The sequence below is a fragment of the Pseudomonas lurida genome, assembly GCF_002563895.1.
GTDB lineage: Bacteria > Pseudomonadota > Gammaproteobacteria > Pseudomonadales > Pseudomonadaceae > Aquipseudomonas > Aquipseudomonas lurida.
Genome location: NZ_PDJB01000001.1, coordinates 42628 through 64839, shown reverse-complemented (window position 1 = coordinate 64839; position 22212 = coordinate 42628). Strand labels below are relative to the sequence as shown.

Sequence of the window (22212 nt, the reverse complement as noted above, 5' to 3'; positions counted from 1 at the left end):
AAAAAAACCCCGGACTTCGTATGGGGAGGGGAAGTTCGGGGTTCAAGTTCCGGACCGCTAGGGCGGGGTCCAGATATCTGCCAACACTTAACACAACATAGGAGCATTGAAGGGCTTCACCACCCATTCAGTAACTCTGAGTGGCAGTTCACGGGTTAAGTTCCGGCAGGTTCAAAAAACTATTGGAAATAACTGACGGCACCTTCTGCACTAAAGCACTCTGCCACCACGCAACGTGGTGGCAAATCCCCGCAATCAGTGCGCTTCGTCCCAGTTATCGCCCACGCCCACTTCCACCAGCAACGGCACGTCCAGCTGGGCAGCGGCACTCATGTGCTCGCGAATCTTCTCGCTGACTTGCGCGACCAGGTCCTCGCGCACTTCCAGCACCAATTCGTCGTGCACCTGCAGGATCACCTTGGCATCCAGGCCTGAATCGGCCAGCCAGTTGTCCACCAGCACCATGGCTTTCTTGATGATGTCTGCCGCCGTGCCCTGCATCGGCGCGTTGATCGCGGTGCGCTCTGCGGCCGCGCGCTCCTGGGGCTTGTTGGAATGGATATCCGGCAAGTAGAGGCGGCGACCGAAGAAAGTCTCGACGAAGCCTTGATCGGATGCCTGGGCACGGGTGCGCTCCATGTACTCGCGAACCCCGGGATAACGGGCGAAATACACATCGATGTAGGCCTTGGCCGTCTTGGTATCGACGCCAATGTCCTTGCCAAGCTTCTGCGCGCCCATGCCGTAGATCAAACCGAAGTTGATCGCCTTGGCACTGCGACGCTGGTCGGAAGTGACATCGCACAGCTCAACCTTAAACACCTCGGCCGCGGTGGCCGTGTGTACGTCGAGGTTGTGACGGAAGGCATTCATCAACCCTTCGTCTTTGGACAGGTGCGCCATGATCCGCAGCTCGATCTGGGAATAATCCGCCGCCAGCAGTTTGTAGCCTTTGGGCGCGATGAACGCCTGGCGAATCCGCCGACCTTCGGCGGTACGCACCGGGATGTTCTGCAGGTTCGGATCACTGGAAGACAACCGCCCAGTCGCTGCCACCGCCTGGTGATAGGACGTGTGGATACGCCCGGTGCGCGGGTTGATCTGTTCCGGCAGGCGATCGGTGTAGGTGCTTTTCAGCTTGCTCATGCTGCGGTACTGCATCAGCACCTTGGGCAGCGGGTAGTCATCTTCGGCGAGCTTTGCCAGCACTTCTTCGGCCGTCGACGCCTGGCCCTTGCCGGTTTTTTTCAACACCGGCAGGCCGAGTTTTTCGTACAGGATCGCACCCAGTTGCTTGGGCGAACCCAAGTTGAACTCCTCACCGGCGATCTCGAACGCCTGGCGCTCGAGTTCGACCATCTTGTTGCCCAGCTCGATACTCTGGATGCCCAGCAGATCCTTGTCGACCAGCGCGCCCTGGCGCTCGATACGGGCCAGCACCGGCACCAACGGCATCTCGATATCCGTGAGTACACTTGCCAGGCTAGGGAGGGCGCTCAGTTGCGCAAACAGCGCCTGATGCAGACGCAAGGTCACATCGGCGTCTTCCGCCGCATAGGGGCCGGCCTGCTCCAGCGCGATCTGATCGAAGGTCAGCTGCTTGGCGCCCTTGCCAGCGATGTCCTGGAAGGCGACGGTGTCGTAGTCCAGGTATTTCTTGGCCAGGCTGTCCATGTCATGCCGCGTTGCGGTGGCGTTCAGCACGTAGGATTCGAGCATGGTGTCGAACGCGATGCCACGCACGGTAATGCCGTGTGCCGGGTCGCCGCCGATGGCGCAGTTGGCCAGGATGTTCATGTCGAACTTGGCGTGCTGGCCGACCTTGAGCTTGGTCGGGTCTTCCAGCAATGGTTTCAGGGCCAGCAGCACGGTGTCGCGGTCCAACTGCTCCGGCGCGCCGATGTAGGAGTGGATCAGTGGGATGTAGGCCGCTTCATGGGGCTGCACAGCGAAGGAGACCCCCACCAACTGGGCGCGCTGGGCGTCGATCCCGGTGGTTTCGGTGTCGAAGGCGAACAGCGTGGCGTCGTTGAGTTTCTTCAGCCAGACGTCGAACGTCGCTTGGTCGAGGATGGTGGTGTAGGTCGCCTCTGCCGGCGCCACAGTTTCAATGACCTCTTCAACAACAGGAGCCGCCTTGAGCTCAACCCGCTTGGCGTCGCGCTGGATCTCTTCATACCAGCTCTTGAACTCCAGCAGCGTGTACAGCTCCAGCAGCTTTTCACGGTCGGGTTCGATCAGGTGCAGATCTTCCAGGCCCACGTCCAGCGGTACATCGACCTTGATCGTCGCCAGCTGATAGGACAAGAAGGCCATCTCCTTGTGCTCTTCCAGCTTCGCTGGCAGCGTCTTCGCCCCGCGGATAGGCAGGGTCGGCACAATATCCAGCTGCTCATACAGCTCTTTGAGGCCACCGTTCACGCCGACCAGCAAGCCCGAAGCGGTCTTCGGACCGATGCCCGGGACGCCCGGGATGTTGTCGGAGGAATCGCCCATCAATGCCAGGTAGTCGATGATCTGCTCGGGAGCGACGCCGAATTTCTCCTTCACGCCCTCAACGTCCATGGCGCTACCGGTCATGGTGTTGACCAAGGTAATGTGCCCGTCGACCAGTTGGGCCATGTCCTTGTCCCCAGTGGAAATCACCACCGGACGGTCAGCGGCCGCACTGCTGCGGGCCAGGGTGCCGATCACGTCATCGGCCTCGACGCCTTCGACGCACAACAGCGGGAACCCCAGGGCGATCACGCTCTGGTGCAGGGGCTCGATCTGCAGTCGCATGTCATCGGGCATGCTGGGGCGGTTGGCCTTGTATTCGGCATACATGTCATCGCGAAAGGTCCCACCCTTGGCGTCGAACACCACCGCGAACGGGCTGTCCGGATACTGCCTGCGCAGGCTTTTGAGCATGTTCAACACGCCCTTGACCGCGCCGGTGGGCAGGCCTTTGGAGGTGGTCAGCGGTGGCAGCGCGTGGAAGGCGCGGTACAGATAGGAAGAACCGTCCACCAGGACGAGGGGTGCTTGGCTCATGAGCAGAATCAACCTTTTCGGCGGGTCAGGCGCTAGAATAGCCGGACCAATGACGACAAAGGGACAAGGTTATCATGCGTACATTCAATCGCCTGCTGTTGACCGGCTTGATTGCACTCGCTCCGATGGCTGCCATGGCGGCAGACGACGCCCCCGGAGGCGATCCGGAAGTGACCATTCGCACGGAGGGCGACAAGACCATCCAGGAGTACCGCCAGAATGGTTTCCTGTACGCAATCAAGGTGACACCGAAGGGGGCACCCCCGTATTTCCTGGTGCGTGCGGACGGAACCGATGCGAACTTCATCCGCTCTGACCAGCCGGATATGCTGATCCCGTCATGGAAGATCTTCGAATGGAAATGATTTCTTAACATCAATTGGCGCCGCGCACCGCGGCGCCCGTACTGGCAGTTTTAACCATGTCTGTGTTCACCCCCCTGGCTCGGCCCGAGCTGGAAACCTTTCTCGCCCCTTACGGGCTCGGCCGCCTGATCGACTTCCAGGGGATTGCCGCCGGCAGTGAAAACACCAATTTCTTTATCAGCCTGGAGCAGGGCGAGTTCGTCCTGACCCTGGTTGAACGCGGCCCGGTCGCAGAAATGCCCTTCTTCATCGAATTGCTCGACGTGCTGCACGACGCCGAACTGCCCGTGCCCTACGCCCTGCGCACCACCGATGGCGTGGCCCTGCGCGAACTGAAGGGTAAACCGGCCCTGCTGCAACCGCGCCTGGCCGGCAAGCACATCAAGGACGCCAATGCCCAGCACTGTGCCCAGGTGGGCGACCTGCTTGGCCACCTGCACCTGGCAACGCAAGGCGAAAAGGTGCTGGAACGCAGGACCGATCGCGGCCTGGACTGGATGCTCAGCGAAGGCGCGCAACTCATTTCGCACTTGAACGATGCACAGCAGCGACTGCTGCAAGAGGCGCTGACCGAGATCGAAGCGCACAAGGCCCAGATCCTCGCGCTGCCACGCGCCAACGTTCACGCCGACCTGTTTCGCGATAACGCGATGTTCGAAGGCACGCATCTCACGGGCCTGATCGACTTCTACAACGCCTGCTCCGGGCCAATGCTCTATGACGTGGCGATCGCCTTGAATGACTGGTGCTCGGACGCCGATGGCGTGATTGATGGGCAACGCGCTCGGGCATTGCTGGGCGCCTACGCAGGCCTGCGGCCATTTACCGCCAGGGAAGCGGAGTTGTGGCCGACCATGCTGCGCGTAGCCTGCGTGCGGTTCTGGCTGTCGCGCCTGATCGCAGCCGAATCATTTGCCGGGCAGGATGTGTTGATCCATGACCCGGCGGAGTTCGAGCATCGGCTGGTGCAGCGCCAGCAGGTAACCGTCCAACTGCCGTTCGCGCTCTAGAACACCAGCGGGTCGACGGGGAAGCTGGCTGACCTGACGGCGTCACAGGCACGCCAGCTCCCACATGAGACCGGGGCTGGCGGTCAGAGCGATTCCAGGCAACCCGCCAGATCATTCCCCAACTTCTCCAACACCTGCTCGTAGCCTTGAGCCGTGGCCGACGTGTAGCCACCCAACGCATCCAACTCCGCCAGCTTCACCGGCAAACCGGCGACCAGCGTTTCAGCCAGCCGCGGACGCAATGGCGGCTCACTGAACACACACGTCTTGCCCACCTCCTGCAAACGCGTACGCATCGCGGCTACGTGCTGGGCGCCGGGCTGCACCTCTGCGGCAACGCTGAACACACCGGCATGCTTGAGCCCGTAAGCGTCTTCGAAGTAATCGAAGGCCTCGTGGAACACGAAATACGGCTTGCTGCCAATCGGCGCCAGGCGTGCCTTGAGTCGAGCATCCAGAGCATCCAGGCGCTCATCGAAGGCCTTCACGTTGCGCTGGTAACGTGCGGCATTGGCCGGATCGGCGGCGGCCAGGTCAGTCGCCATGCGTGCTGCAATCACACGCGCGTTCACGGTCGATAACCACAGGTGCGCGTCCAGGCTGCCAGGGCGATGATCGTGATCGTGTTCGTCGGCATCGTCGGCGTGCGAGTGGCTATCTTCGGCGAATCGACGGAGCTTCATACCGGGAAGATCCTGCACGGCCACCGTTGCTGCCGTACGACCTTTCAACACGCGCGGCAGGAAACTCTCCATATCCGGGCCGATCCAGTACAGCAGGTCCACCGACTGCACACGCCGTACGTCGGATGGTCGCAACGCATAGTTATGCGGCGATGCACCCGGCGGCAGCAGCACCTCGGGAACCGCCACGCCGTCCTGCACGGCAGCGGCAATCAACTGCAATGGCTTGATGCTGGTCAGTACCTTGACCTCGGCCTGAGCGGTGCCAGCGATGAACAAACTGGTGACAAATACGACAAAAACGGGAAAAAGTCGGGACACGATGACCACTCAATGGCGTAGGAACGGGTAACATAATAACGTCTCTATCAAATATCTGTCGCCGCTCATGCCTAAAACACCGCTTGCCAGCCGTCCCCATGACCACTCTCACTGCGTGCATACCGCGCTGTCGGAGGCCGACACCCTGTGCACACAGAAGGGGTTGCGCCTGACCGCCTTGCGTCGCCGCGTGCTGGAGTTGGTGTGGCAGAGCCACAAGCCACTGGGTGCCTACGACATTCTCGGCGTGCTCAGCGAGCAAGATGGCCGTCGCGCAGCGCCGCCGACCGTGTACCGCGCGCTGGACTTTTTGCTCGAAAACGGCCTGGTGCACCGCATTGCCTCGCTGAACGCCTTTGTTGGCTGCAGCCACCCGGAACACGCGCATCAGGGCCAATTCCTGATCTGCCGCGAATGCCACGCCGCCATCGAGCTTGAACAGAAAAGCATCAGCGACGCCATCGTCAAAAGCTCTGCCGAGGTCGGCTTCCAGGTCGAAGGGCAAACGGTCGAAGTGGTCGGCCTGTGCTCGGGCTGCCAGGGGGCTTGATGAGCAACGCGTTAATCCGCCTGGAGAAAGTCGGGGTCACGTTTGCCGGGCAAAACGTGCTGGATAACATCGCAATGAGCGTGGAGCCTGGGCAGATCGTCACCCTGATCGGCCCCAACGGCGCTGGCAAGACCACCCTGGTGCGTGCCGTACTCGGCTTGCTCAAGCCCGACACCGGCAGCGTCTGGCGCAAACCCAAACTGCGCGTCGGCTACATGCCGCAAAAGCTGCACGTGGACCCGACACTGCCACTGTCCGTGCTGCGCTTCCTGCGCCTGGTGCCGGGGGTTGACCGCGCCCGTGCCCAGGCAGCGCTCAAGGAAGTCGGCGCTGAACAGGTGATCGACAGCCCGGTGCAAAGCATCTCCGGCGGCGAAATGCAGCGCGTGCTGCTGGCCCGCGCCCTGTTGCGCGAGCCGGAACTGCTGGTGCTGGATGAGCCCGTACAAGGCGTCGATGTCGCCGGCCAGGCCGAGCTGTACAGCCTGATCACTCGCCTGCGCGACCGCCATGGCTGTGGCGTGCTGATGGTGTCCCACGATTTGCACCTGGTGATGAGCACGACCGACCAGGTGGTGTGCCTCAACCGTCACGTGTGCTGCTCCGGTCACCCTGAGCAAGTCAGCGGTGACCCGGCGTTCGTCGAGCTATTCGGCAAGAACGCCCAGAGCCTGGCGATTTATCACCACCATCACGACCACGCCCACGATTTGCATGGCGCCGTGGTGGACGATCCTACCCCCCCTCACACCCACGTTCATGGAGATAGCTGCAAGCATGGCTGATTTTCTGCTTTACGCCCTGCTGGCAGGCTTGGCTTTGGCGTTGGTAGCGGGCCCGTTGGGCTCGTTCGTGGTCTGGCGGCGCATGGCTTATTTCGGCGACACGTTGTCACATGCTGCGCTGTTGGGCGTGGCCATGGGCTTCTTGCTGGATGTCAGCCCGACCATCGCCGTGACGGTGGGCTGCCTGCTCCTGGCGGTGCTGCTGGTGACCCTGCAACAGCGTCAGCCCCTGGCTTCCGACACCTTGCTGGGCATCCTGGCGCCGAGCACGCTGTCCCTGGGCCTGGTGGTGCTGAGCTTCATGCACGAAGTGCGCATCGACTTGATGGCCTACCTGTTCGGCGACCTGCTGGCGATCAGCCCCACCGACCTTGCGTGGATCCTCGGCGGCAGCGCGGCGGTACTGCTGCTGCTGGTAGCCCTGTGGCGCCCACTGTTGGCGATTACCGTGCACGAAGAACTGGCGACGGTGGAAGGCTTGCCCGTGCCGAGCCTGCGCATGGCCCTGATGCTGTTGATCGCCGTGGTGATTGCTGTCGCGATGAAGATAGTGGGCGTATTGTTGATCACGTCGTTGCTGATCATTCCTGCAGCCGCTGCCCAGCGCCATGCCCGTTCGCCGGAGCAAATGGCGATCGGCGCCAGCCTGTTGGGGATGCTTGCAGTGTGCGGTGGCTTGGCGCTGTCCTGGTTCAAGGACACGCCGGCCGGCCCATCGATAGTGGTCACGGCCGCCGCCCTGTTTCTGCTGAGTTTTGTCCTGCCCCGTCGAGGGGTGTAGACTTGCTCGCTTTTTGCGCAAATAGAGAGTCGCAGGAATGAAGCCGTTCACCTCCCGTTATCTGCTCCTTGCCGCATTTTCCCTGCTGCTGGGCGCCTGTCAAAGCACACCGCCCGCCGCCCCCGAGGCCCCGGACGCACGCGCTGCGGCCATCGCGCAGCTGGAGCAAAACCTGGCCAGCAGCGAGCTGGCCACGGCCGAAGACCAACTGGCCGCGTTGCAGGCCCAATCGCCTAATGACCCGGCGCTTGAAGCCTATCAGCGCCAACTGGCGGAAGCGTACCTGCAGCGCAGCCAGGTCGTGCTGCAAAAGGGTGATGTCAACGCAGCCGCCACCGCCCTGAGCCGTGCCCGGGCGTTGATGCCCAAGGCCCCCGCGCTGACCGGCGGCGTGAACAGCGCCATCACCCATGCCCGCAAAGCCGAGCTGGACAAAGCCGAGGCGGCCCTGAAAGCGGCCGAAGCCAAGCCCCCGGCCAAGGTCATCGACCCGGCTGCGCCCAGCACGACCGTGGCATTGAACCTCACCAATATCGAAGAACTGCGCCACCAGCTGGATGCAATTGCCACCGACGTGGTGAATTACCAGTGCGATGTGAGCATCCAGGCGCCGCGCACGGAGGATTACCCGTGGCTGGCCACGTTGCTGACCAAACGGGTGAAACGTATCGACTCAGGGTATGACCTGAAGATTCACCGGCAGATTCTTAAGAATATTCCGGCCCAGATTGTGCTGATTCCGCGCAAGGCGGAGTAAAAGTATCGCGGGCAAGCCCGCTCCCACACGTGAATGCAGTTCAAATGTGGGAGCGGGCTTGCCCGCGAAAGCGCTCTAGTAGCCGAGCAGGCGCTTAAGCCGGAATCGCCTTGGCCTTCGGCTCACGGTCCCAGACCCGGTGCTGGGCAATCGCGGCAAAGAACGCCTTGAACGCCTTGGCATCCGACCCGACGATCAATCCCGCATCCGCCTCAAGCTTCAACAGATCCAGCAATGGCTTGGCATCGCTGGCGACGGTAATCGCCTTCAGGTGCTTGTACGCTTCCAACAGGAAGTGCAACGCCACGCCATCACCACTCAAGGCTTTCACAGAGTCTTTCCCGCCAGGGACAAACACCGCATCGAATGCAATCGACGGCATACCTTCCATCGACGCATCCACCTTAAGGCTCTTGCCATCAGCGGTCTTCACCGGCGCCGAGGTTGGCCCCAGCAGCTTGGCATGTGCGCCCTCAGCTTCCAGTGCCTTCTTCAGCGCATCAATTGCAGCACCATCAACGCCGTTCGCGGCAAGAATCGCCACTTTGCGCGTCTTGATATCGCCCGACAGCAAGTTGACCTGGCTCAGCGCTGGCGACGCTTTCAGCGAGGTCTTGCGTGGCGGCACAGTGCCCTTGGTCGGTGCCGGCAGACCCAGGTTCTGCGCCACGCGCTTGGCGAGCTCCAAGTCGATATTGGCCAGGATCTCGTTGACCTGACGGGCGCGGATGAACTCGCGCTCCACCTTGCCCAACTCGAAGCTGTAGGCGGCGATGATGTGCTCTTTCTCGTGATGGCTCATGCTATTGAAGAACAGCGTGGCCTGGGAGAAATGATCACCGAACGACTCACTGCGCTCACGTACTTTGTTGGCATCGACCCGCTCGTAATAGGTCTCGAAACCACCATCCTGAGCCGCCGGTGGCGTTTCCTTCGGCCAACCGCCATCAATCGAATTAGGCTCGTACGCCGCACGCCCCTTGTCGATCACGGTGCGGTGCTGGGCATCGCGCTGGCCATTGTGGAAGGGCGCCACGGGCCGATTGATCGGCAGCTCATGAAAGTTCGGACCACCGAGACGGCTGATCTGGGTGTCGGTGTAGGAAAACAGACGGCCTTGCAGCAGCGGGTCGTTGGTGAAGTCGATACCCGGCACGATGTGGCCTGGGCAAAAGGCGACCTGTTCGACTTCGGCGAAAAAGTTGTCCGGGTTGCGGTTAAGTACCATCTTGCCCAGCGGCGTAATCGGCACCAGCTCCTCGGGGATGATCTTGGTCGGGTCGAGCAGGTCGAAGTCGAACTTGTGCTCGTCTTCTTCCGCGACGATTTGCACACCCAGTTCCCACTCGGGGTAGTCGCCCCCCTCAATGGCTTCCCACAGGTCACGACGGTGGTAATCGGTATCTTTACCGGCAAGCTTTTGCGCTTCGTCCCACACCAGGGAGCAAGTGCCGACCTTCGGATGCCAGTGGAATTTCACGAAGCTCGACTTACCTTCGGTGTTAATCAAGCGAAAGGTGTGAATACCGAAACCCTGCATGGCACGCAGGCTTTTCGGAATCGCACGGTCAGACATTGCCCACAGAACCATATGCGCCGATTCCGGCTGCAGCGAAACAAAATCCCAGAACGTATCGTGGGCCGAGCCGCCCGTAGGAATTTCGTTATGAGGCTCAGGTTTCACCGCGTGGACAAAGTCGGGAAACTTGATCGCGTCCTGAATGAAAAACACCGGCATGTTGTTACCCACCAGGTCGAAGTTGCCTTCGTCGGTGAAGAACTTCACGGCGAAACCACGCACGTCGCGCACCGTGTCGCCCGAGCCGCGCGGGCCCTGCACGGTAGAGAAGCGCACGAACACGGGGGTTTTATGCTCGGGATTACGCAGGAACCCGGCCTTGCTCAGCGCCGAATGGTTCTCGTAAGTCTGGAAATAGCCATGGGCGCCGGTACCCCGGGCATGCACGATGCGCTCCGGGATGCGCTCATGGTCAAAGTGCGTGATTTTTTCACGCATGATGAAGTCTTCCAGCAGCGACGGGCCACGGGAGCCGACTTTCAGGGTGTTCTGGTTGTCGGAAATCTTAACGCCTTGGTTGGTACGCAGGGCCTGGCCGGTCGCGTCGGAGCGGAATTCCTCCAGGGCCTGCAGTTTGGCGTTGGTGTTGCCACGGTCCAAGGTATCGGTGCCCGCAAGTTCACTCTTCGGCGGGGTGGCTGGCTTCTTGGTACTCATCAGACAAAACTCCTTATTCAAAGTGGCCAGAGCGATCCCCGGCTCGTTTGAGCAAAACCCCAGGCACGGCACCTGGGAAATCGAGTTGCTTAAGTAATGACTGACACCGTTTTGCACCGTTCCTTTTTTATGACCTTTGATCGCGTTATTGCCAAATCGCTGGTTGAATGCGAAATAAATGCTAAGAAACGCTATACGGACAGGCTAAAATGCGCGCCCGGCTAACCGCTGATCCCTTTTCCATGCGCCCCACAAGGTTCGCTACGTGATCGAGTTTCATAACGTCCATAAAACCTACCGCGTCGCCGGTAAGGATATCCCCGCGCTGCACTCCACCAGCTTGAGTGTCGAAAACGGCCAGGTGTTTGGCCTGATCGGCCACTCCGGTGCGGGTAAAAGCACACTCCTGCGCCTGATCAACCGCCTCGAAGAACCGAGTGGCGGCCAGATCAAGGTGGATGGCGAAGAAGTCACCGCCCTGGACGCCAACGGCCTGCGCCGTTTCCGTCAGCAGGTCGGGATGATCTTCCAGCACTTCAACCTGCTCGCCTCCAAGACCGTCGCTGACAACGTGGCACTGCCGCTGACGTTGGCGGGCGAGCTGTCGCGCAAGGAAATCGACCAGCGCGTTGCAGAATTGCTCGCGCGCGTTGGCTTGTCGGACCACGCCAAGAAGTACCCGGCGCAATTGTCCGGTGGCCAAAAGCAACGCGTCGGCATTGCACGCGCCCTGGCAACCAAGCCAAAGATTTTGCTGTGCGACGAAGCCACCAGCGCCCTCGACCCGCAGACCACCGCTTCGGTGCTGCAACTGCTGGCCGAGATCAACCGCGAGTTGAAGCTGACCATCGTGCTGATCACCCATGAAATGGACGTGATCCGCCGCGTCTGCGATCAGGTGGCCGTGATGGACGCTGGCGTGATTGTCGAGCAAGGCTCGGTGGCCGATGTGTTCCTGCACCCCAAGCACCCAACCACCAAGCGCTTCGTGCAAGAAGCCGAGCAGGTTGACGAAGGTGAGCAACGCGATGACTTCGCCCACGTACCGGGCCGTATCGTGCGCCTGACCTTCCAGGGAGAAGCGACCTACGCGCCGCTGCTGGGTACCGTCGCCCGCGAAACGGGTGTGGACTACAGCATCCTCGCCGGTCGTATCGACCGCATCAAAGACATCCCCTACGGGCAACTGACCCTCGCCATTACCGGCGGCGACATGGAGGCCGCGTTTGCCCGCTTCACCGCCGCCGACGTCCACATGGAGGTCCTGCGCTAATGGAAGTCCTATTGAGTTTCTTCGCCAATATCGACTGGTCCGAAATCTGGCTGGCCACTGGCGACACCATGACCATGCTGTTCGGCTCGCTGTTCTTCACCGTGGTGCTGGGCCTGCCCCTGGGCGTGTTGCTGTTCCTCACCAGCCCGCGCCAACTGTTCGAACAGAAAGGCCTGTACGCGTTGCTCTCGCTGATCGTGAACATCCTGCGTTCGCTGCCGTTCATCATCCTGCTGATCGTGATGATCCCGTTCACGGTGTTGCTCACCGGTACTTCGCTGGGCGTGGCGGGTGCAATTCCGCCGCTGGTCGTGGGTGCCACGCCGTTCTTTGCGCGCCTGGTGGAAACCGCCCTGCGCGAAGTTGACCGCGGCATCATCGAGGCCACGCAATCCATGGGGGCCAGCACGCGCCAGATCATCATCAATGCCTTGCTGCCCGAAGCACGCCCGGGCATTTTCGCAGCGATTACGGTGACGGCGATTACACTGGTGTCCTACACGGCCATGGCCGGTGTAGTGGGCGCCGGCGGCCTGGGCGACCTGGCGATCCGCTTCGGTTACCAGCGCTTCCAGACCGATGTGATGGTCGTCACCGTGGTGATGCTATTGATCCTGGTGCAAATTCTGCAAACCGTCGGCGACAAGCTGGTGGTGCACTTTTCTCGAAAATAACGGCCATGGCCGGCCGCGCCGGCCCATGCCCGAACAAGGAGCTTGTTGGATGAAAAAACTACTGGTTGCTTTCGCCGCCGTTGCCGCGTTTTCCGCCCATGCCGAGACCATCACGGTCGCCGCTTCGCCGGTTCCCCACGCGCAAATCCTCGAATTCGTGAAACCTGCCCTCGCCAAGGAAGGTGTAGACCTGCAGGTCAAAGTCTTCACCGACTACGTGCAGCCAAACGTACAAGTCGCCGAAAAGCGCCTGGACGCCAACTTCTTCCAGCACCAGCCGTACCTGGATGAATTCAACAAAGCCAAGGGCACTCACTTGGTGAGCGTCGGTGCTGTGCACCTGGAGCCCCTGGGCGCCTACTCCAGCAAGTACAAGAAGCTCGACGATCTGCCAAGCGGCGCCAACGTGGTGATCCCGAACGACGCCACCAACGGCGGCCGCGCGCTGTTGCTGCTGGCCAAGAACGGCCTGATCACCCTGAAGGACCCGACCAACATCCTGTCGACCATCAAGGACATCACCAAGAACGACAAGAACCTCAAGTTCCGCGAACTGGAAGCCGCCACCCTGCCGCGCGTGCTGACCCAGGTCGACCTGGCGCTGATCAACACCAACTACGCGCTGGAAGCCAAGCTGGACCCTTCCAAGGATGCGCTGGTCATCGAAGGCAGCGACTCGCCTTACGTGAACATCCTGGTGACCCGCGAAGACAACAAGGACTCGGACGCCGTGAAGAAGCTGGTTGCAGCCCTGCACACGCCTGAAGTGAAGCAATTCATCGAAGAGAAGTACAAAGGCGCGATCAAGCCCGCGTTCTGATCCCCCGAAGCACCCAAAACCCACTTGTAGAAGCTGGCTTGCCGGCTCCTACAGTGGGCGGGGTTGGCCGCGGCATAGGCGCAAGGCTTATGGACGCTTCAACAACACCGGCAACTGCGCGACCAGCTTCTGGTTATTCAACGGCGCACGAATAAACCCACGCTGCGTCCCATCCGGCCCGATCAACGCCAGGTTGCCGCTGTGGTCGACGGTGTAGTTCGGCTTGCTGGTATCGGCCGGGATGAACGGAATGCTCACCGCATTCGAGACCTTCTGCACCTCCTCCACATTCGCGCCGGTCAGGCCCTGGAACTGCGGGTCGAAATAACCCAGGTACTGCTTGAGCTGGTTCGGCGTATCACGGTTCGGGTCGACACTGACCAGGATCACCTGCAACTTGTCCACCGCCTCCTTGGGCAGTTCGCTCTTGATCTGGCGCAGTTGGGCGAGGGTGGTCGGGCAGATGTCCGGGCAGAAGGTGTAGCCGAAGAACAGCAGGCTCCACTTGCCTTTCAGGTCGTTGACCAGCACTGGCTGGCCTTCCTGGTTGGTCATGGTCACTGGCGGCAGCTGGCGGCTTTGCGGCAGCAGGATGATGCCGGCGTCGATCAAGGCGGTGGGGTCGCCCTGGCCCTTGCCCGAGAGCACTTTGTTGACGGTCAGGCCCATGATCAATGCCACCAGGGCCACCAGGATGAAGACAGTTTTTTGAGTTCGAGTCATAGGTTCAACAGTAGGTAGTGGTCTACGAGCAGGGCAATAAACAGCAGCAGCAAGTACCAGATAGAGTACTTGAAGGTGTTGATCGCCGCGTGCGGCCGACCGCCACGGTACAACACCCAGGCCCATTGCAGAAAGCGCCCGCCCAATAGCAGTGCGCACGCGAGGTACAGCAGGCCGCTCATATGAATCACATAGGGCATCAGGCTCACCGCCAGCAGGGCGAAGGTATAGAGCAGGATGTGCACCTTGGTGTAGTGCTCGCCATGGGTCACCGGCAACATCGGGATGTCGGCCTTGGCGTATTCCTCCTTGCGATGGATGGCCAGGGCCCAGAAGTGCGGCGGGGTCCAGGCGAAGATGATCAGCACCAGCAGCAACGGTTCGGCGCTCACGTGGCCGGTGACCGCGACCCATCCCAGCAGCGGCGGCGCCGCACCGGCGAGGCCACCAATGACGATATTCTGCGGCGTCGCGCGCTTGAGAAAGCCGGTGTAGATCACCGCATAACCGAGCAGCGAGGCCAGCGTCAGCCAGGCCGCCAGCGGATTGGTGAACGCCAGCAACAGCGCCAATCCTGCAACAGCCAGAAACAATGCAAACGCCAATGCCGCCAACGGCGACACCCGCCCCTGCGCCAACGGTCGCTTGTGGGTACGCGCCATCACCGCGTCGATGCGCCGATCCACCACATGGTTGACCGCCGCCGCACCACCCGCACACAGCGCAATCCCCAGGTTGCCAAACACCAGCACCGTCCACGGTACGCCGGCACGCGTCGCCAGGAACATCCCCACCAGCGAGGTGATGAGCATCAGCACCACCACCTTCGGCTTGGTCAGCTCCAGGTAATCACGCCAGATCGCCTGGCCGGGGCGCGCGCTGATCAAGGTCGCCATGGCATCTCTCCTTTAAGGGTAATCAGGCCCGAGACCTGTTTGCGCGGGATAAAGCGCCAGCCGAACGGCAACTGGTTGCGCACCCTGACGAGGCTCGTGCGGGCGTGATAGTTGACCAGTACCAGCGTCAGCAGCAAGGCAGCACCGCCGGCGTTATGCCCTACCGCGACCGGCAGTGGCAGATGAAAATATACGTTGCTCAAGCCCAGGCAGATTTGCGCCGCGAGGGCGATCAGCAACACGCCGGCCAGCCGTGTCATACCGACCGCGCGCAGCTGCCAGGCCAAGCCGAGCAGCACCAGGCTGACGATGACAGCCCCGATGCGGTGGGTGAGGTGGATGGCCGTGCGCGCCTCGCTGTCCAACTGCCCGCCAAGGTAGTTGGGGCCGATGTGCTGGGTCAGATGAAAGCCATTCGCGAAATCCGCTGCAGGCCACCATTGGCCATGGCACGTCGGTAAATCGATACACGCCACCGCCGCGTAGTTGGAGCTGACCCAGCCACCCAACGCAATCTGGCCGATCACCAGCACCAGGCCGGCGGTCGCCCAATATTGCAGGCGCTTGGGCACGATCAAGGCGGGCAGTACGCCGGACAAGCGCAGGGTCAGCAGAAACAGCAGGCTCAAGGTCGCAAAGCCGCCCAATAAATGCCCGGTGACCACCTGCGGCCACAGTTTCAGCGTCACCGTCCACATGCCGAATGCGGCCTGCGCGACCACCACCGCCAGCACAAATAGCGGCAACTTCACCGGCTGGCCCGGATCGCGCCGATGGCTCCACGCGCGCGCGGCCAGCAGCACGATCAGCAAGCCCAAGGTGCCGGCAAAGTAGCGATGAGTCATCTCGGCCCACCCCTTGTCCGCCTCCACCGGCGTATCGGGGAAATGCAGCTGCGCATGGGCCAGTTGGGCTTCGGTGTTGGGCACGCTGATGAAGCCGTAGCAGCCGGGCCAGTCCGGGCAACCGAGGCCGGCGTGGGTCAGGCGCGTATAGGCGCCGAGCAGCACCACGATCAGCGCCAGCAAGGTGGCAAACAACGCGAGGCGAAATCCAGGTTTGGCCATGACGATGCCCTTATCCGATGTTCGACAGTTTCAGCAGGTGGCGCAGGTCGTTGAGCAAGTCCTTGCCCTTGACCTTGGCGTCGTAGCGCAGCACCAGGTTGCCGTGGGGATCGACGATCCACAGTTGCGCATCCCCCGGTGCACCGGCGTTTTTACTGAAGGTCGACAGGTCCAGCGGGTAACGCTGCAGTTGCGGGTACTCCGCCTTGAGCTTGGCCTCGTAGTCGCTGCCGAGCGGCTGGGCACTGGCCAGGGCATGACTGGCGCGGGAGGCATCGCGCCCCAGGCCTATCTGCAATTGCCGCGCGAGGTACACCAGTTGCTGGCAATCTGCGGCGCAGGCCGCGGGTGCGGTCACCAGCAGTTGCCAGCGCTGCTCATCGGCCTGCACGCCAATATCGGCACGGGTCTGGCCGTTGCCGATCATCTCCCCGTGGTAGCTGCGGCTGTCCGGCACCCAGAACTGCAGCTTGTACATGAAGGTCGCCAGCGCCATCGGGCCGATCACCATCATCAAGATCAGCATCAGCTGCCAACGGCCTTTGCGCCGATCAGGCACTTCAGACATGTTGAGTGGATTCATGGCCGCTCCCATGGGGCTTCTCCTTTTTGTTGTGCCATCCGAGGTAGAGATAAAGCGCCAGCAGGGCAAGCGACATGGCGAACCACTGCACGGCGTAAGCCAGGTGTTTTTCCGGCCCCATGGCCACGATAGGCCAGGTGGTTTCATAGGTACCCGGGCCGGCTTCGGCCCGTAGCTCGTAGGCGAAACCGCTGCGCCCCAACTCTGCCCACAACGCGCCAGGGTGCAATGCCGTCAGCAGTCGCGGCCATTGCGCACCCGTCGGGTCGGCGTGCAGCTGGAAGGTTTCGCCGGGAGCGACATAGACCCAGGCATCCAGGTTCAACGGTTGATCCGGAGTGCTGAAGACCGGCGGCGTGCGCCGATCCGGCCAGGGTAACCAGCCGCGATTGAGCAACAGCCACTGCCCGCTGGCCTGGTCGTGGAAAGGCTGCAGCAGTTCGACGCCGGCCTTGCCGTCGCGCAGGCGGTTGTCGAGGAAGATGCTATGTTCGGCATCGAGTTGCCCGCGCAGCCGCACGCGGCGAAAGGCCGGGTCAGCCATGTCGTTGAGTTGCGCACTGCTGATCGGGTCCGCCGCGCGCCGCTCGGTATAACTGTCCACCAGCCGCTGCTTTTCATGGCCACGAGACAGTTGCCAGAACCCCAGGCCCACCATCAACGGCAGCAGGACCAGCACCACTAAGGTGGGTGCGATCCCTGGACGAAAGCGTTTTGCGGCGCTGGCTATACTTGTTTTCATTGCCCGCCCATCCCATTGGAGCCCGACCATGCTCAAAGCCGCTATTGCCCTGATGCTGATCGCGACCGTCGTGAGCCTGTTCAGTGGCTTGTTCTTCCTGGTCAAGGACGAGGGCAACTCCAACCGCCTCGTCACTGCCTTGACCGTGCGTGTCGTACTGGCCGTGATCACCCTGGCGTTGATCACCTGGGGGTTTTTCAGTGGCCAACTGGTTTCTCATGCGCCGTGGTAAGTCGACTCACAGCACATAGACAAAGAAAAACAGCCCGATCCACACCACATCCACAAAGTGCCAATACCAACTGGCGGCTTCGAAACCAAACTGGTGCTCGGCATTGAAATGCCCCTTGAGGATGCGCATCAGCATCACGAACAGGATGAGGGTGCCAATGGTGACGTGGGCGCCGTGGAAGCCCGTGAGCATGAAGAACGTCGCGCCATACACCCCCGAGCCCAATGTCAGGCCCAGCTCTTTATAGGCGTGGATGTATTCCTCGGCCTGGAACCCGAGGAACGCCAGGCCCAGCAGCACGGTAAGCGCCAGCCAGACCTTCAGCGCGCCGCGATGGCCTTTGCGCAGGGCATGGTGGGCGATGGTGATGGTGACGCTGGAACTCACCAGCAAGAGGGTATTGACCAGCGGCAGGCCCCAAGGACTGATGGTGCCTTCCGGCGCGGGATACATTTTGGGATCAGGGTTGTTGAGCAGTGGCCAGGCAAACTCGAAGTTCGGCCACAGCATGTGCGCAACGCCCTTGTGACCTTCGCCGCCCAGCCAGGGGCCGGAGAGGTGCCGCACATAAAACAGCGCACCGAAGAACGCGATAAAGAACATCACTTCGGAAAAGATGAACCAGCTCATGCCCCAGCGAAACGAGCGGTCCATCTGGGCGCTGTACAAACCCGCGCGACTTTCCTTGATCACGGCGCCGAACCAGCCAAACAGCATATAGGCCACCAGCAGGCCACCGACGAAGAAGATCCACGGGCCGTGGGATTCTGGGCGTGCTGCCTTCAGGTCGTTGAACCACACGGCCAGGCCGTACACCGTGACCAGCAGGCCAATCGTGGCAATTATCGGCCATTTGCTTTGCGCCGGTACGTAGTACGTATCATGAGTCGACATGTATTCGCTCTCCTGATTGAGCGGGCAAACAGTAGCTAGCCGCCGCTATGGGCAGCCACCGGCGGTTGGCGCGCAGTGATATCAAACAGCGTGTACGCCAGGGTCAGATGCTTCACATCCTTGGGCATGTCGCGGTCGACAATGAAACGCACTGGCATCTCGATCCGCTGGCCTGGCTGTAGCACTTGCTGGGTGAAGCAAAAGCACTCGGTCTTGTGGAAATACATCGCCGCTTCGGCCGGCGAGATACTGGGTACGGCCTGGGCGGTCATCGGCTTGTCGGTGGGGTTGTAGGCCACGAACAGCATCTCGGTCACCGCACCCGGGTTGACCACCACTTCGTCCGCCTTCGCGTAGAAATCCCAGACCATGTCGATGGCATTGGTGGACAAGAACTGCACCCGCACCTGACGCGACAGGTCAACGACCTGCTCGCCCTCGTACTGCCCTGCAGTCTTGCCGTTGATGCCGAACGCCTTGCACATCACGTCGTAGATCGGCACCAGCGCAAAACCGAAGGCGAACATCGCCACCACCAGGATCAGCAGGCGGGTGACCAGGCGCTTGAGCGGCACGGACTCAGCCATGACCTTCACCCGAACCGAACGCGGTCAATGTGGGAGCGAGCTTGCCCGCGAACGCGGCTTGCCAGGCACTGTTTGTGGCGACTGATACAGCGCTTTCGCGGGCAAGCTCGCTCCCACAAGGGAGGGGTGCCAGCATGACGAACAGAGCGTTCATTTCACCTCCGGCGGCGTGGTGAACGTGTGGTAAGGCGCAGGCGAGGGGACGCTCCATTCCAGGCCTTCTGCACCATCCCATGGCTTGGCCGGCGCCGGCGGGCCGCCACGGATGCACTTGATCACAATGAACAGGAAGAAAATCTGCGTAGCGCCAAACATGAAGGCGCCAATCGACGAGACCATGTTGAAGTCCGCGAACTGCAGGTTGTAGTCCGGCACACGCCGCGGCATGCCCGCCAGCCCAACGAAGTGCATGGGGAAGAACGCCATGTTCATGCCCACGAACGAGAGCCAGAAGTGCAGCTTGCCCAAGGTCTCGTCGTACATGTGGCCGGTCCATTTCGGCAGCCAGTAGTAGGCCGAGGCGAAGATGCCAAAGATCGCGCCGGGCACCAGTACGTAATGGAAGTGCGCCACCACGAAATAGGTGTCGTGGTACTGGAAGTCCGCCGGCGCAATCGCCAACATCAGCCCGGAAAACCCGCCAATGGTGAACAGGATCACGAAGGCCACCGCAAACAGCATCGGCGTCTCGAAGGTCAGCGAACCTTGCCACATGGTGCTCACCCAGTTGAACACCTTTACCCCCGTCGGCACGGCGATCAGCAGCGTGGCGTACATGAAGAACAGTTCGCCCACCAATGGAATACCGACCACGAACATGTGGTGCGCCCACACGATGAACGACAGGAACGCGATGCTCGCCGTGGCGTAGACCATTGAGGTGTAGCCGAACAATGGCTTGCGCGAAAAGGTCGGGATGATCGAGCTGACGGCGCCAAACGCCGGCAGGATCATGATGTACACCTCGGGATGGCCAAAGAACCAGAACACATGTTGGAACAGCACCGGGTCACCGCCGCCGGCCGCACTGAAGAAGCTGGTGCCGAAGTGGATATCCATGAGCATCATGGTCACGCAACCCGCCAGGACCGGCATTACCGCAATCAATAGGAACGCGGTGATCAGCCAGGTCCAGACGAACAGCGGCATTTTCATCAACGTCATGCCGGGCGCGCGCAGGTTGAGGATCGTGGCGACGACGTTAATCGCGCCCATGATCGAGCTGATGCCCATCAGGTGGATGGCGAAGATGAAGAACGTCACGCTTTCCGGCGCGTAGGTGGTGGAGAGCGGGGCGTAGAACGTCCAGCCGAAGTTCGGTCCGCCGCCCGGCGTGAACAGCGTCGAGACCAGCAGCAGGAACGCCGCCGGGAGCAGCCAGAAGCTGAAGTTGTTCATGCGCGGCAGGGCCATGTCCGGCGCGCCGATCATCAGCGGGATCATCCAGTTGGCCAGGCCGACGAACGCCGGCATGACCGCGCCGAACACCATGATCAAGCCGTGCATGGTGGTCATCTGGTTGAAAAACGCCGGCTCGACAATCTGCAAGCCGGGCTGGAACAGCTCAGCCCGGATCACCATGGCGAACGAGCCGCCGAGCAGGAACATGGTGAAGGCGAACCACAGGTACAGGGTACCGATGTCTTTGTGGTTGGTGGTCAGCACCCAGCGCATCAACCCTTTGGCGGGGCCGTGTGCATGGTCGGCGTGACCATGGTCATCGATCACAGTGCTCATGGCCGTTCTCCTGCAAGCGAGTGGGCGGGGCGGGTCGAGGTGAAAGCGATCAAGTCGGTCATTTGCTTTCCGCCTGCTTGATGGCCAGCACATCTTTAGGCGTGACCATGTCGCCCTTGTTGTTGCCCCAGGCATTGCGCTCGTAGGTCACCACGGCGGCGATATCCACTTCCGAAAGCTGCTTGCCAAAGGCCGCCATCGCGGTGCCAGGCTTGCCGTGGTAAACGATGCTCAGATGGCCCTCTTTCGGCCCGGTGGCGATCTTGGAGCCCCTGAGCGCGGGGAACATCGGCGGCAGGCCTTGGCCCTCGGCCTGGTGACAGGCCACGCAGGTGGTGTGGTAGACCTTGTCGCCACGGGCCACCAACTCCTCCAGCGTCCACTCTTTGGAGGTCAGCTCCTTGAGCTTGGCCGCTTCTTCCTTGCGTTCGCCAAGCCAGGTGTCATAGTCGGCCTTGGACTTGACCTCGACCACGATGGGCATGAAGCCATGGTCCTTGCCGCACAGCTCGGCGCACTGGCCGCGGTAGATGCCGGGCTTCTCGACTCGGGTCCAGGCCTCGTTGACGAAGCCTGGAATGGCGTCGCGCTTGACCGCAAATGCCGGCACCCACCAGGAGTGGATCACGTCGGCAGCCGTTACCAGGAACCGCACCTTGGCCCCCACCGGCAACACCAGCGGCTGGTCAACCTCCAACAGGTAATGTTCGCCCTTGGTCGCCTGGTTGTGGATCTGCTCGGCGGGCGTGGCCAGGTTGCTGAAGAATTCCACGTCCTGGCCCAGGTATTTGTAATGCCACTTCCACTGGTAGCCGGTGACCTGGATATCGATATCCGATTCACTGCTGTCGTAGATGTTGATCAGGGTCTTGGTCGCCGGAATGGCCATCGCGATCAGGATCAGCAAGGGCACGACGGTCCAGAGGATCTCCACGGTAGTGCTCTCGTGGAACTTGGCCGCGACCTGGCCCGTGGACCGGCGATGAACGATCATCGACCAGAACATCGCGCCAAACACGATGATGCCGATCACTACACAGATCCAGAAAATGGTCATGTGCAGGTCGAACACGGCGTGACTGACTTCTGTCGCCCCTGGCGCCATATTCGTTGTCCAGGCGGCATGTGCCTGGCCGAATACCGACCACAACAGGAGGCCCATCCAAACGTGTGGATGTCGCATCATTGCGGGTTCCCCTTATCGTTCTTGTTATCCCGCCGGTTTGCACCTGCGTCGAAGGGAGCGGCTTCCATACTGCTTACAACCGCTTAGCCTCGCCTGCTTATGCAGTCTGGCGTCATCAGCTAATCGCGTACAAATCCGAGTATAGACACGCTCTGCAACCCCGCAATGTGTAGGGGCAAATGAGCAGAAATGACCGGTTGGCGCTAATAAATACGGGGGCGGAATCGTTTATCCGACGAACGATGGCAATTGGATATAACGCAGGTGCATAACCATG

At 61.3% G+C, this 22212-nt stretch carries 22 protein-coding genes; 10 read left to right on the top strand and 12 right to left on the bottom strand.

Annotated features, from left to right (window positions below; all coding sequences use genetic code 11):
* Positions 1 to 255: 255 nt before the first annotated feature.
* Positions 256 to 3033: a DNA polymerase I gene (gene polA / locus ATH90_RS00340; RefSeq protein WP_098465480.1), complete on the bottom strand. Its 2778-nt coding sequence runs from the start codon at positions 3031 to 3033 to the stop codon at positions 256 to 258.
* Positions 3034 to 3107: 74 nt separating this feature from the next.
* Here polA and ATH90_RS00335 point away from each other — a divergent pair, with 74 nt between their 5' ends.
* On the top strand, positions 3108 to 3398 hold the full coding sequence (locus ATH90_RS00335) for a DUF2782 domain-containing protein (protein ID WP_012721523.1): 291 nt from the start codon (positions 3108 to 3110) through the stop codon (positions 3396 to 3398).
* A gap of 56 nt (positions 3399 to 3454) precedes the next feature.
* The gene (locus tag ATH90_RS00330) at positions 3455 to 4408 is read left to right on the top strand and encodes a homoserine kinase (RefSeq protein ID WP_098465479.1); all 954 of its coding nucleotides are present in this window, start codon (positions 3455 to 3457) and stop codon (positions 4406 to 4408) included.
* Positions 4409 to 4491: 83 nt separating this feature from the next.
* On the opposite strand, the gene ATH90_RS00325 is transcribed toward ATH90_RS00330, so the two are convergent.
* Entirely contained in the window at positions 4492 to 5421 is a 930-nt protein-coding gene (locus ATH90_RS00325; RefSeq protein WP_034110619.1) for a zinc ABC transporter substrate-binding protein ZnuA, read from the bottom strand.
* A gap of 58 nt (positions 5422 to 5479) precedes the next feature.
* Here ATH90_RS00325 and ATH90_RS00320 point away from each other — a divergent pair, with 58 nt between their 5' ends.
* The 4 genes from ATH90_RS00320 to ATH90_RS00305 are packed head-to-tail and all read left to right on the top strand — an operon-like array spanning position 5480 to position 8285.
* The gene (locus tag ATH90_RS00320) at positions 5480 to 5962 is read left to right on the top strand and encodes a Fur family transcriptional regulator (protein WP_034110617.1); all 483 of its coding nucleotides are present in this window, start codon (positions 5480 to 5482) and stop codon (positions 5960 to 5962) included.
* Positions 5962 to 6747 (top strand): zinc ABC transporter ATP-binding protein ZnuC, encoded by a 786-nt coding sequence (gene znuC, locus ATH90_RS00315; RefSeq protein WP_098465478.1) that lies wholly within the window; start codon positions 5962 to 5964, stop codon positions 6745 to 6747. The genes ATH90_RS00320 and znuC overlap by 1 nt, the downstream gene beginning before the upstream one ends.
* Positions 6740 to 7528 (top strand): zinc ABC transporter permease subunit ZnuB, encoded by a 789-nt coding sequence (znuB, locus tag ATH90_RS00310; protein ID WP_034110613.1) that lies wholly within the window; start codon positions 6740 to 6742, stop codon positions 7526 to 7528. The genes znuC and znuB overlap by 8 nt, the downstream gene beginning before the upstream one ends.
* A 37-nt stretch (positions 7529 to 7565) precedes the next feature.
* On the top strand, positions 7566 to 8285 hold the full coding sequence (locus tag ATH90_RS00305) for a PA5502 family lipoprotein (protein WP_034110611.1): 720 nt from the start codon (positions 7566 to 7568) through the stop codon (positions 8283 to 8285).
* Between the two features lie 94 nt (positions 8286 to 8379).
* Here the strand turns inward: ATH90_RS00305 and katE are convergent, their stop codons facing one another.
* The gene (gene katE / locus ATH90_RS00300; protein WP_167356513.1) at positions 8380 to 10593 is read right to left on the bottom strand and encodes a catalase HPII; all 2214 of its coding nucleotides are present in this window, start codon (positions 10591 to 10593) and stop codon (positions 8380 to 8382) included.
* Positions 10594 to 10786: 193 nt separating this feature from the next.
* Here katE and ATH90_RS00295 point away from each other — a divergent pair, with 193 nt between their 5' ends.
* From ATH90_RS00295 to ATH90_RS00285, 3 genes are read left to right on the top strand one after another with little or no spacing between them, the layout of a single operon-like run.
* Positions 10787 to 11794: a methionine ABC transporter ATP-binding protein gene (locus ATH90_RS00295; RefSeq protein WP_034110607.1), complete on the top strand. Its 1008-nt coding sequence runs from the start codon at positions 10787 to 10789 to the stop codon at positions 11792 to 11794.
* Positions 11794 to 12468, top strand: a complete 675-nt coding sequence (locus tag ATH90_RS00290; RefSeq protein ID WP_034110605.1) for a methionine ABC transporter permease — start codon at positions 11794 to 11796, stop codon at positions 12466 to 12468. Before ATH90_RS00295 ends, ATH90_RS00290 begins: the two co-directional genes overlap by 1 nt.
* A 49-nt stretch (positions 12469 to 12517) precedes the next feature.
* Complete coding sequence (locus ATH90_RS00285; protein ID WP_069078648.1) at positions 12518 to 13288, top strand: MetQ/NlpA family ABC transporter substrate-binding protein; 771 nt, start codon at positions 12518 to 12520, stop codon at positions 13286 to 13288.
* Positions 13289 to 13375: 87 nt separating this feature from the next.
* Here the strand turns inward: ATH90_RS00285 and ATH90_RS00280 are convergent, their stop codons facing one another.
* The 5 genes from ATH90_RS00280 to ATH90_RS00260 are packed head-to-tail and all read right to left on the bottom strand — an operon-like array spanning position 13376 to position 17299.
* Entirely contained in the window at positions 13376 to 14011 is a 636-nt protein-coding gene (locus ATH90_RS00280; RefSeq protein ID WP_098465477.1) for an SCO family protein, read from the bottom strand.
* Entirely contained in the window at positions 14008 to 14907 is a 900-nt protein-coding gene (gene cyoE / locus ATH90_RS00275) for a heme o synthase (RefSeq protein ID WP_034110598.1), read from the bottom strand. Before cyoE ends, ATH90_RS00280 begins: the two co-directional genes overlap by 4 nt.
* Complete coding sequence (locus ATH90_RS00270; RefSeq protein WP_034110597.1) at positions 14895 to 15974, bottom strand: COX15/CtaA family protein; 1080 nt, start codon at positions 15972 to 15974, stop codon at positions 14895 to 14897. The genes cyoE and ATH90_RS00270 overlap by 13 nt, the downstream gene beginning before the upstream one ends.
* A gap of 10 nt (positions 15975 to 15984) precedes the next feature.
* On the bottom strand, positions 15985 to 16569 hold the full coding sequence (locus ATH90_RS00265) for a hypothetical protein (protein WP_069078782.1): 585 nt from the start codon (positions 16567 to 16569) through the stop codon (positions 15985 to 15987).
* Complete coding sequence (locus tag ATH90_RS00260; protein WP_069078646.1) at positions 16535 to 17299, bottom strand: SURF1 family protein; 765 nt, start codon at positions 17297 to 17299, stop codon at positions 16535 to 16537. Before ATH90_RS00260 ends, ATH90_RS00265 begins: the two co-directional genes overlap by 35 nt.
* A gap of 28 nt (positions 17300 to 17327) precedes the next feature.
* Between ATH90_RS00260 and ATH90_RS00255 the strand changes: the two genes are divergently transcribed.
* Positions 17328 to 17531, top strand: a complete 204-nt coding sequence (locus ATH90_RS00255; protein ID WP_012721507.1) for a twin transmembrane helix small protein — start codon at positions 17328 to 17330, stop codon at positions 17529 to 17531.
* Between the two features lie 6 nt (positions 17532 to 17537).
* Here ATH90_RS00255 and ATH90_RS00250 read toward each other — a convergent pair whose 3' ends face one another.
* The 4 genes from ATH90_RS00250 to coxB form a co-directional block, all read right to left on the bottom strand.
* Positions 17538 to 18425, bottom strand: a complete 888-nt coding sequence (locus tag ATH90_RS00250) for a cytochrome c oxidase subunit 3 (RefSeq protein WP_034110593.1) — start codon at positions 18423 to 18425, stop codon at positions 17538 to 17540.
* 35 nt (positions 18426 to 18460) lie between these two features.
* Positions 18461 to 19012 carry a cytochrome c oxidase assembly protein gene (locus ATH90_RS00245; RefSeq protein ID WP_034110591.1) on the bottom strand — a complete coding sequence of 184 codons (552 nt, stop codon included), beginning with the start codon at positions 19010 to 19012 and terminating at the stop codon, positions 18461 to 18463.
* Between the two features lie 150 nt (positions 19013 to 19162).
* Entirely contained in the window at positions 19163 to 20749 is a 1587-nt protein-coding gene (gene ctaD, locus ATH90_RS00240) for a cytochrome c oxidase subunit I (protein ID WP_034110589.1), read from the bottom strand.
* A gap of 58 nt (positions 20750 to 20807) precedes the next feature.
* On the bottom strand, positions 20808 to 21935 hold the full coding sequence (gene coxB, locus ATH90_RS00235; protein ID WP_098465476.1) for a cytochrome c oxidase subunit II: 1128 nt from the start codon (positions 21933 to 21935) through the stop codon (positions 20808 to 20810).
* Positions 21936 to 22212 lie beyond the last annotated feature (277 nt).

Excerpts from the sequence above, each read along its gene's own strand:
- polA (WP_098465480.1), bottom strand. The coding sequence starts at position 3,033 with ATGAGCCAAGCACCCCTCGTCCTGGTGGACGGTTCTTCCTATCTGTAC.
- ATH90_RS00335 (WP_012721523.1), top strand. The coding sequence starts at position 3,108 with ATGCGTACATTCAATCGCCTGCTGTTGACCGGCTTGATTGCACTCGCT.
- ATH90_RS00330 (WP_098465479.1), top strand. The coding sequence starts at position 3,455 with ATGTCTGTGTTCACCCCCCTGGCTCGGCCCGAGCTGGAAACCTTTCTC.
- ATH90_RS00320 (WP_034110617.1), top strand. The coding sequence starts at position 5,480 with ATGCCTAAAACACCGCTTGCCAGCCGTCCCCATGACCACTCTCACTGC.
- znuC (WP_098465478.1), top strand. The coding sequence starts at position 5,962 with ATGAGCAACGCGTTAATCCGCCTGGAGAAAGTCGGGGTCACGTTTGCC.
- znuB (WP_034110613.1), top strand. The coding sequence starts at position 6,740 with ATGGCTGATTTTCTGCTTTACGCCCTGCTGGCAGGCTTGGCTTTGGCG.
- ATH90_RS00305 (WP_034110611.1), top strand. The coding sequence starts at position 7,566 with ATGAAGCCGTTCACCTCCCGTTATCTGCTCCTTGCCGCATTTTCCCTG.
- ATH90_RS00290 (WP_034110605.1), top strand. The coding sequence starts at position 11,794 with ATGGAAGTCCTATTGAGTTTCTTCGCCAATATCGACTGGTCCGAAATC.
- ATH90_RS00285 (WP_069078648.1), top strand. The coding sequence starts at position 12,518 with ATGAAAAAACTACTGGTTGCTTTCGCCGCCGTTGCCGCGTTTTCCGCC.
- ATH90_RS00280 (WP_098465477.1), bottom strand. The coding sequence starts at position 14,011 with ATGACTCGAACTCAAAAAACTGTCTTCATCCTGGTGGCCCTGGTGGCA.
- cyoE (WP_034110598.1), bottom strand. The coding sequence starts at position 14,907 with ATGGCGACCTTGATCAGCGCGCGCCCCGGCCAGGCGATCTGGCGTGAT.
- ATH90_RS00270 (WP_034110597.1), bottom strand. The coding sequence starts at position 15,974 with ATGGCCAAACCTGGATTTCGCCTCGCGTTGTTTGCCACCTTGCTGGCG.
- ATH90_RS00265 (WP_069078782.1), bottom strand. The coding sequence starts at position 16,569 with ATGGGAGCGGCCATGAATCCACTCAACATGTCTGAAGTGCCTGATCGG.
- ATH90_RS00260 (WP_069078646.1), bottom strand. The coding sequence starts at position 17,299 with ATGAAAACAAGTATAGCCAGCGCCGCAAAACGCTTTCGTCCAGGGATC.
- ATH90_RS00255 (WP_012721507.1), top strand. The coding sequence starts at position 17,328 with ATGCTCAAAGCCGCTATTGCCCTGATGCTGATCGCGACCGTCGTGAGC.
- ATH90_RS00250 (WP_034110593.1), bottom strand. The coding sequence starts at position 18,425 with ATGTCGACTCATGATACGTACTACGTACCGGCGCAAAGCAAATGGCCG.
- ATH90_RS00245 (WP_034110591.1), bottom strand. The coding sequence starts at position 19,012 with ATGGCTGAGTCCGTGCCGCTCAAGCGCCTGGTCACCCGCCTGCTGATC.
- ctaD (WP_034110589.1), bottom strand. The coding sequence starts at position 20,749 with ATGAGCACTGTGATCGATGACCATGGTCACGCCGACCATGCACACGGC.
- coxB (WP_098465476.1), bottom strand. The coding sequence starts at position 21,935 with ATGATGCGACATCCACACGTTTGGATGGGCCTCCTGTTGTGGTCGGTA.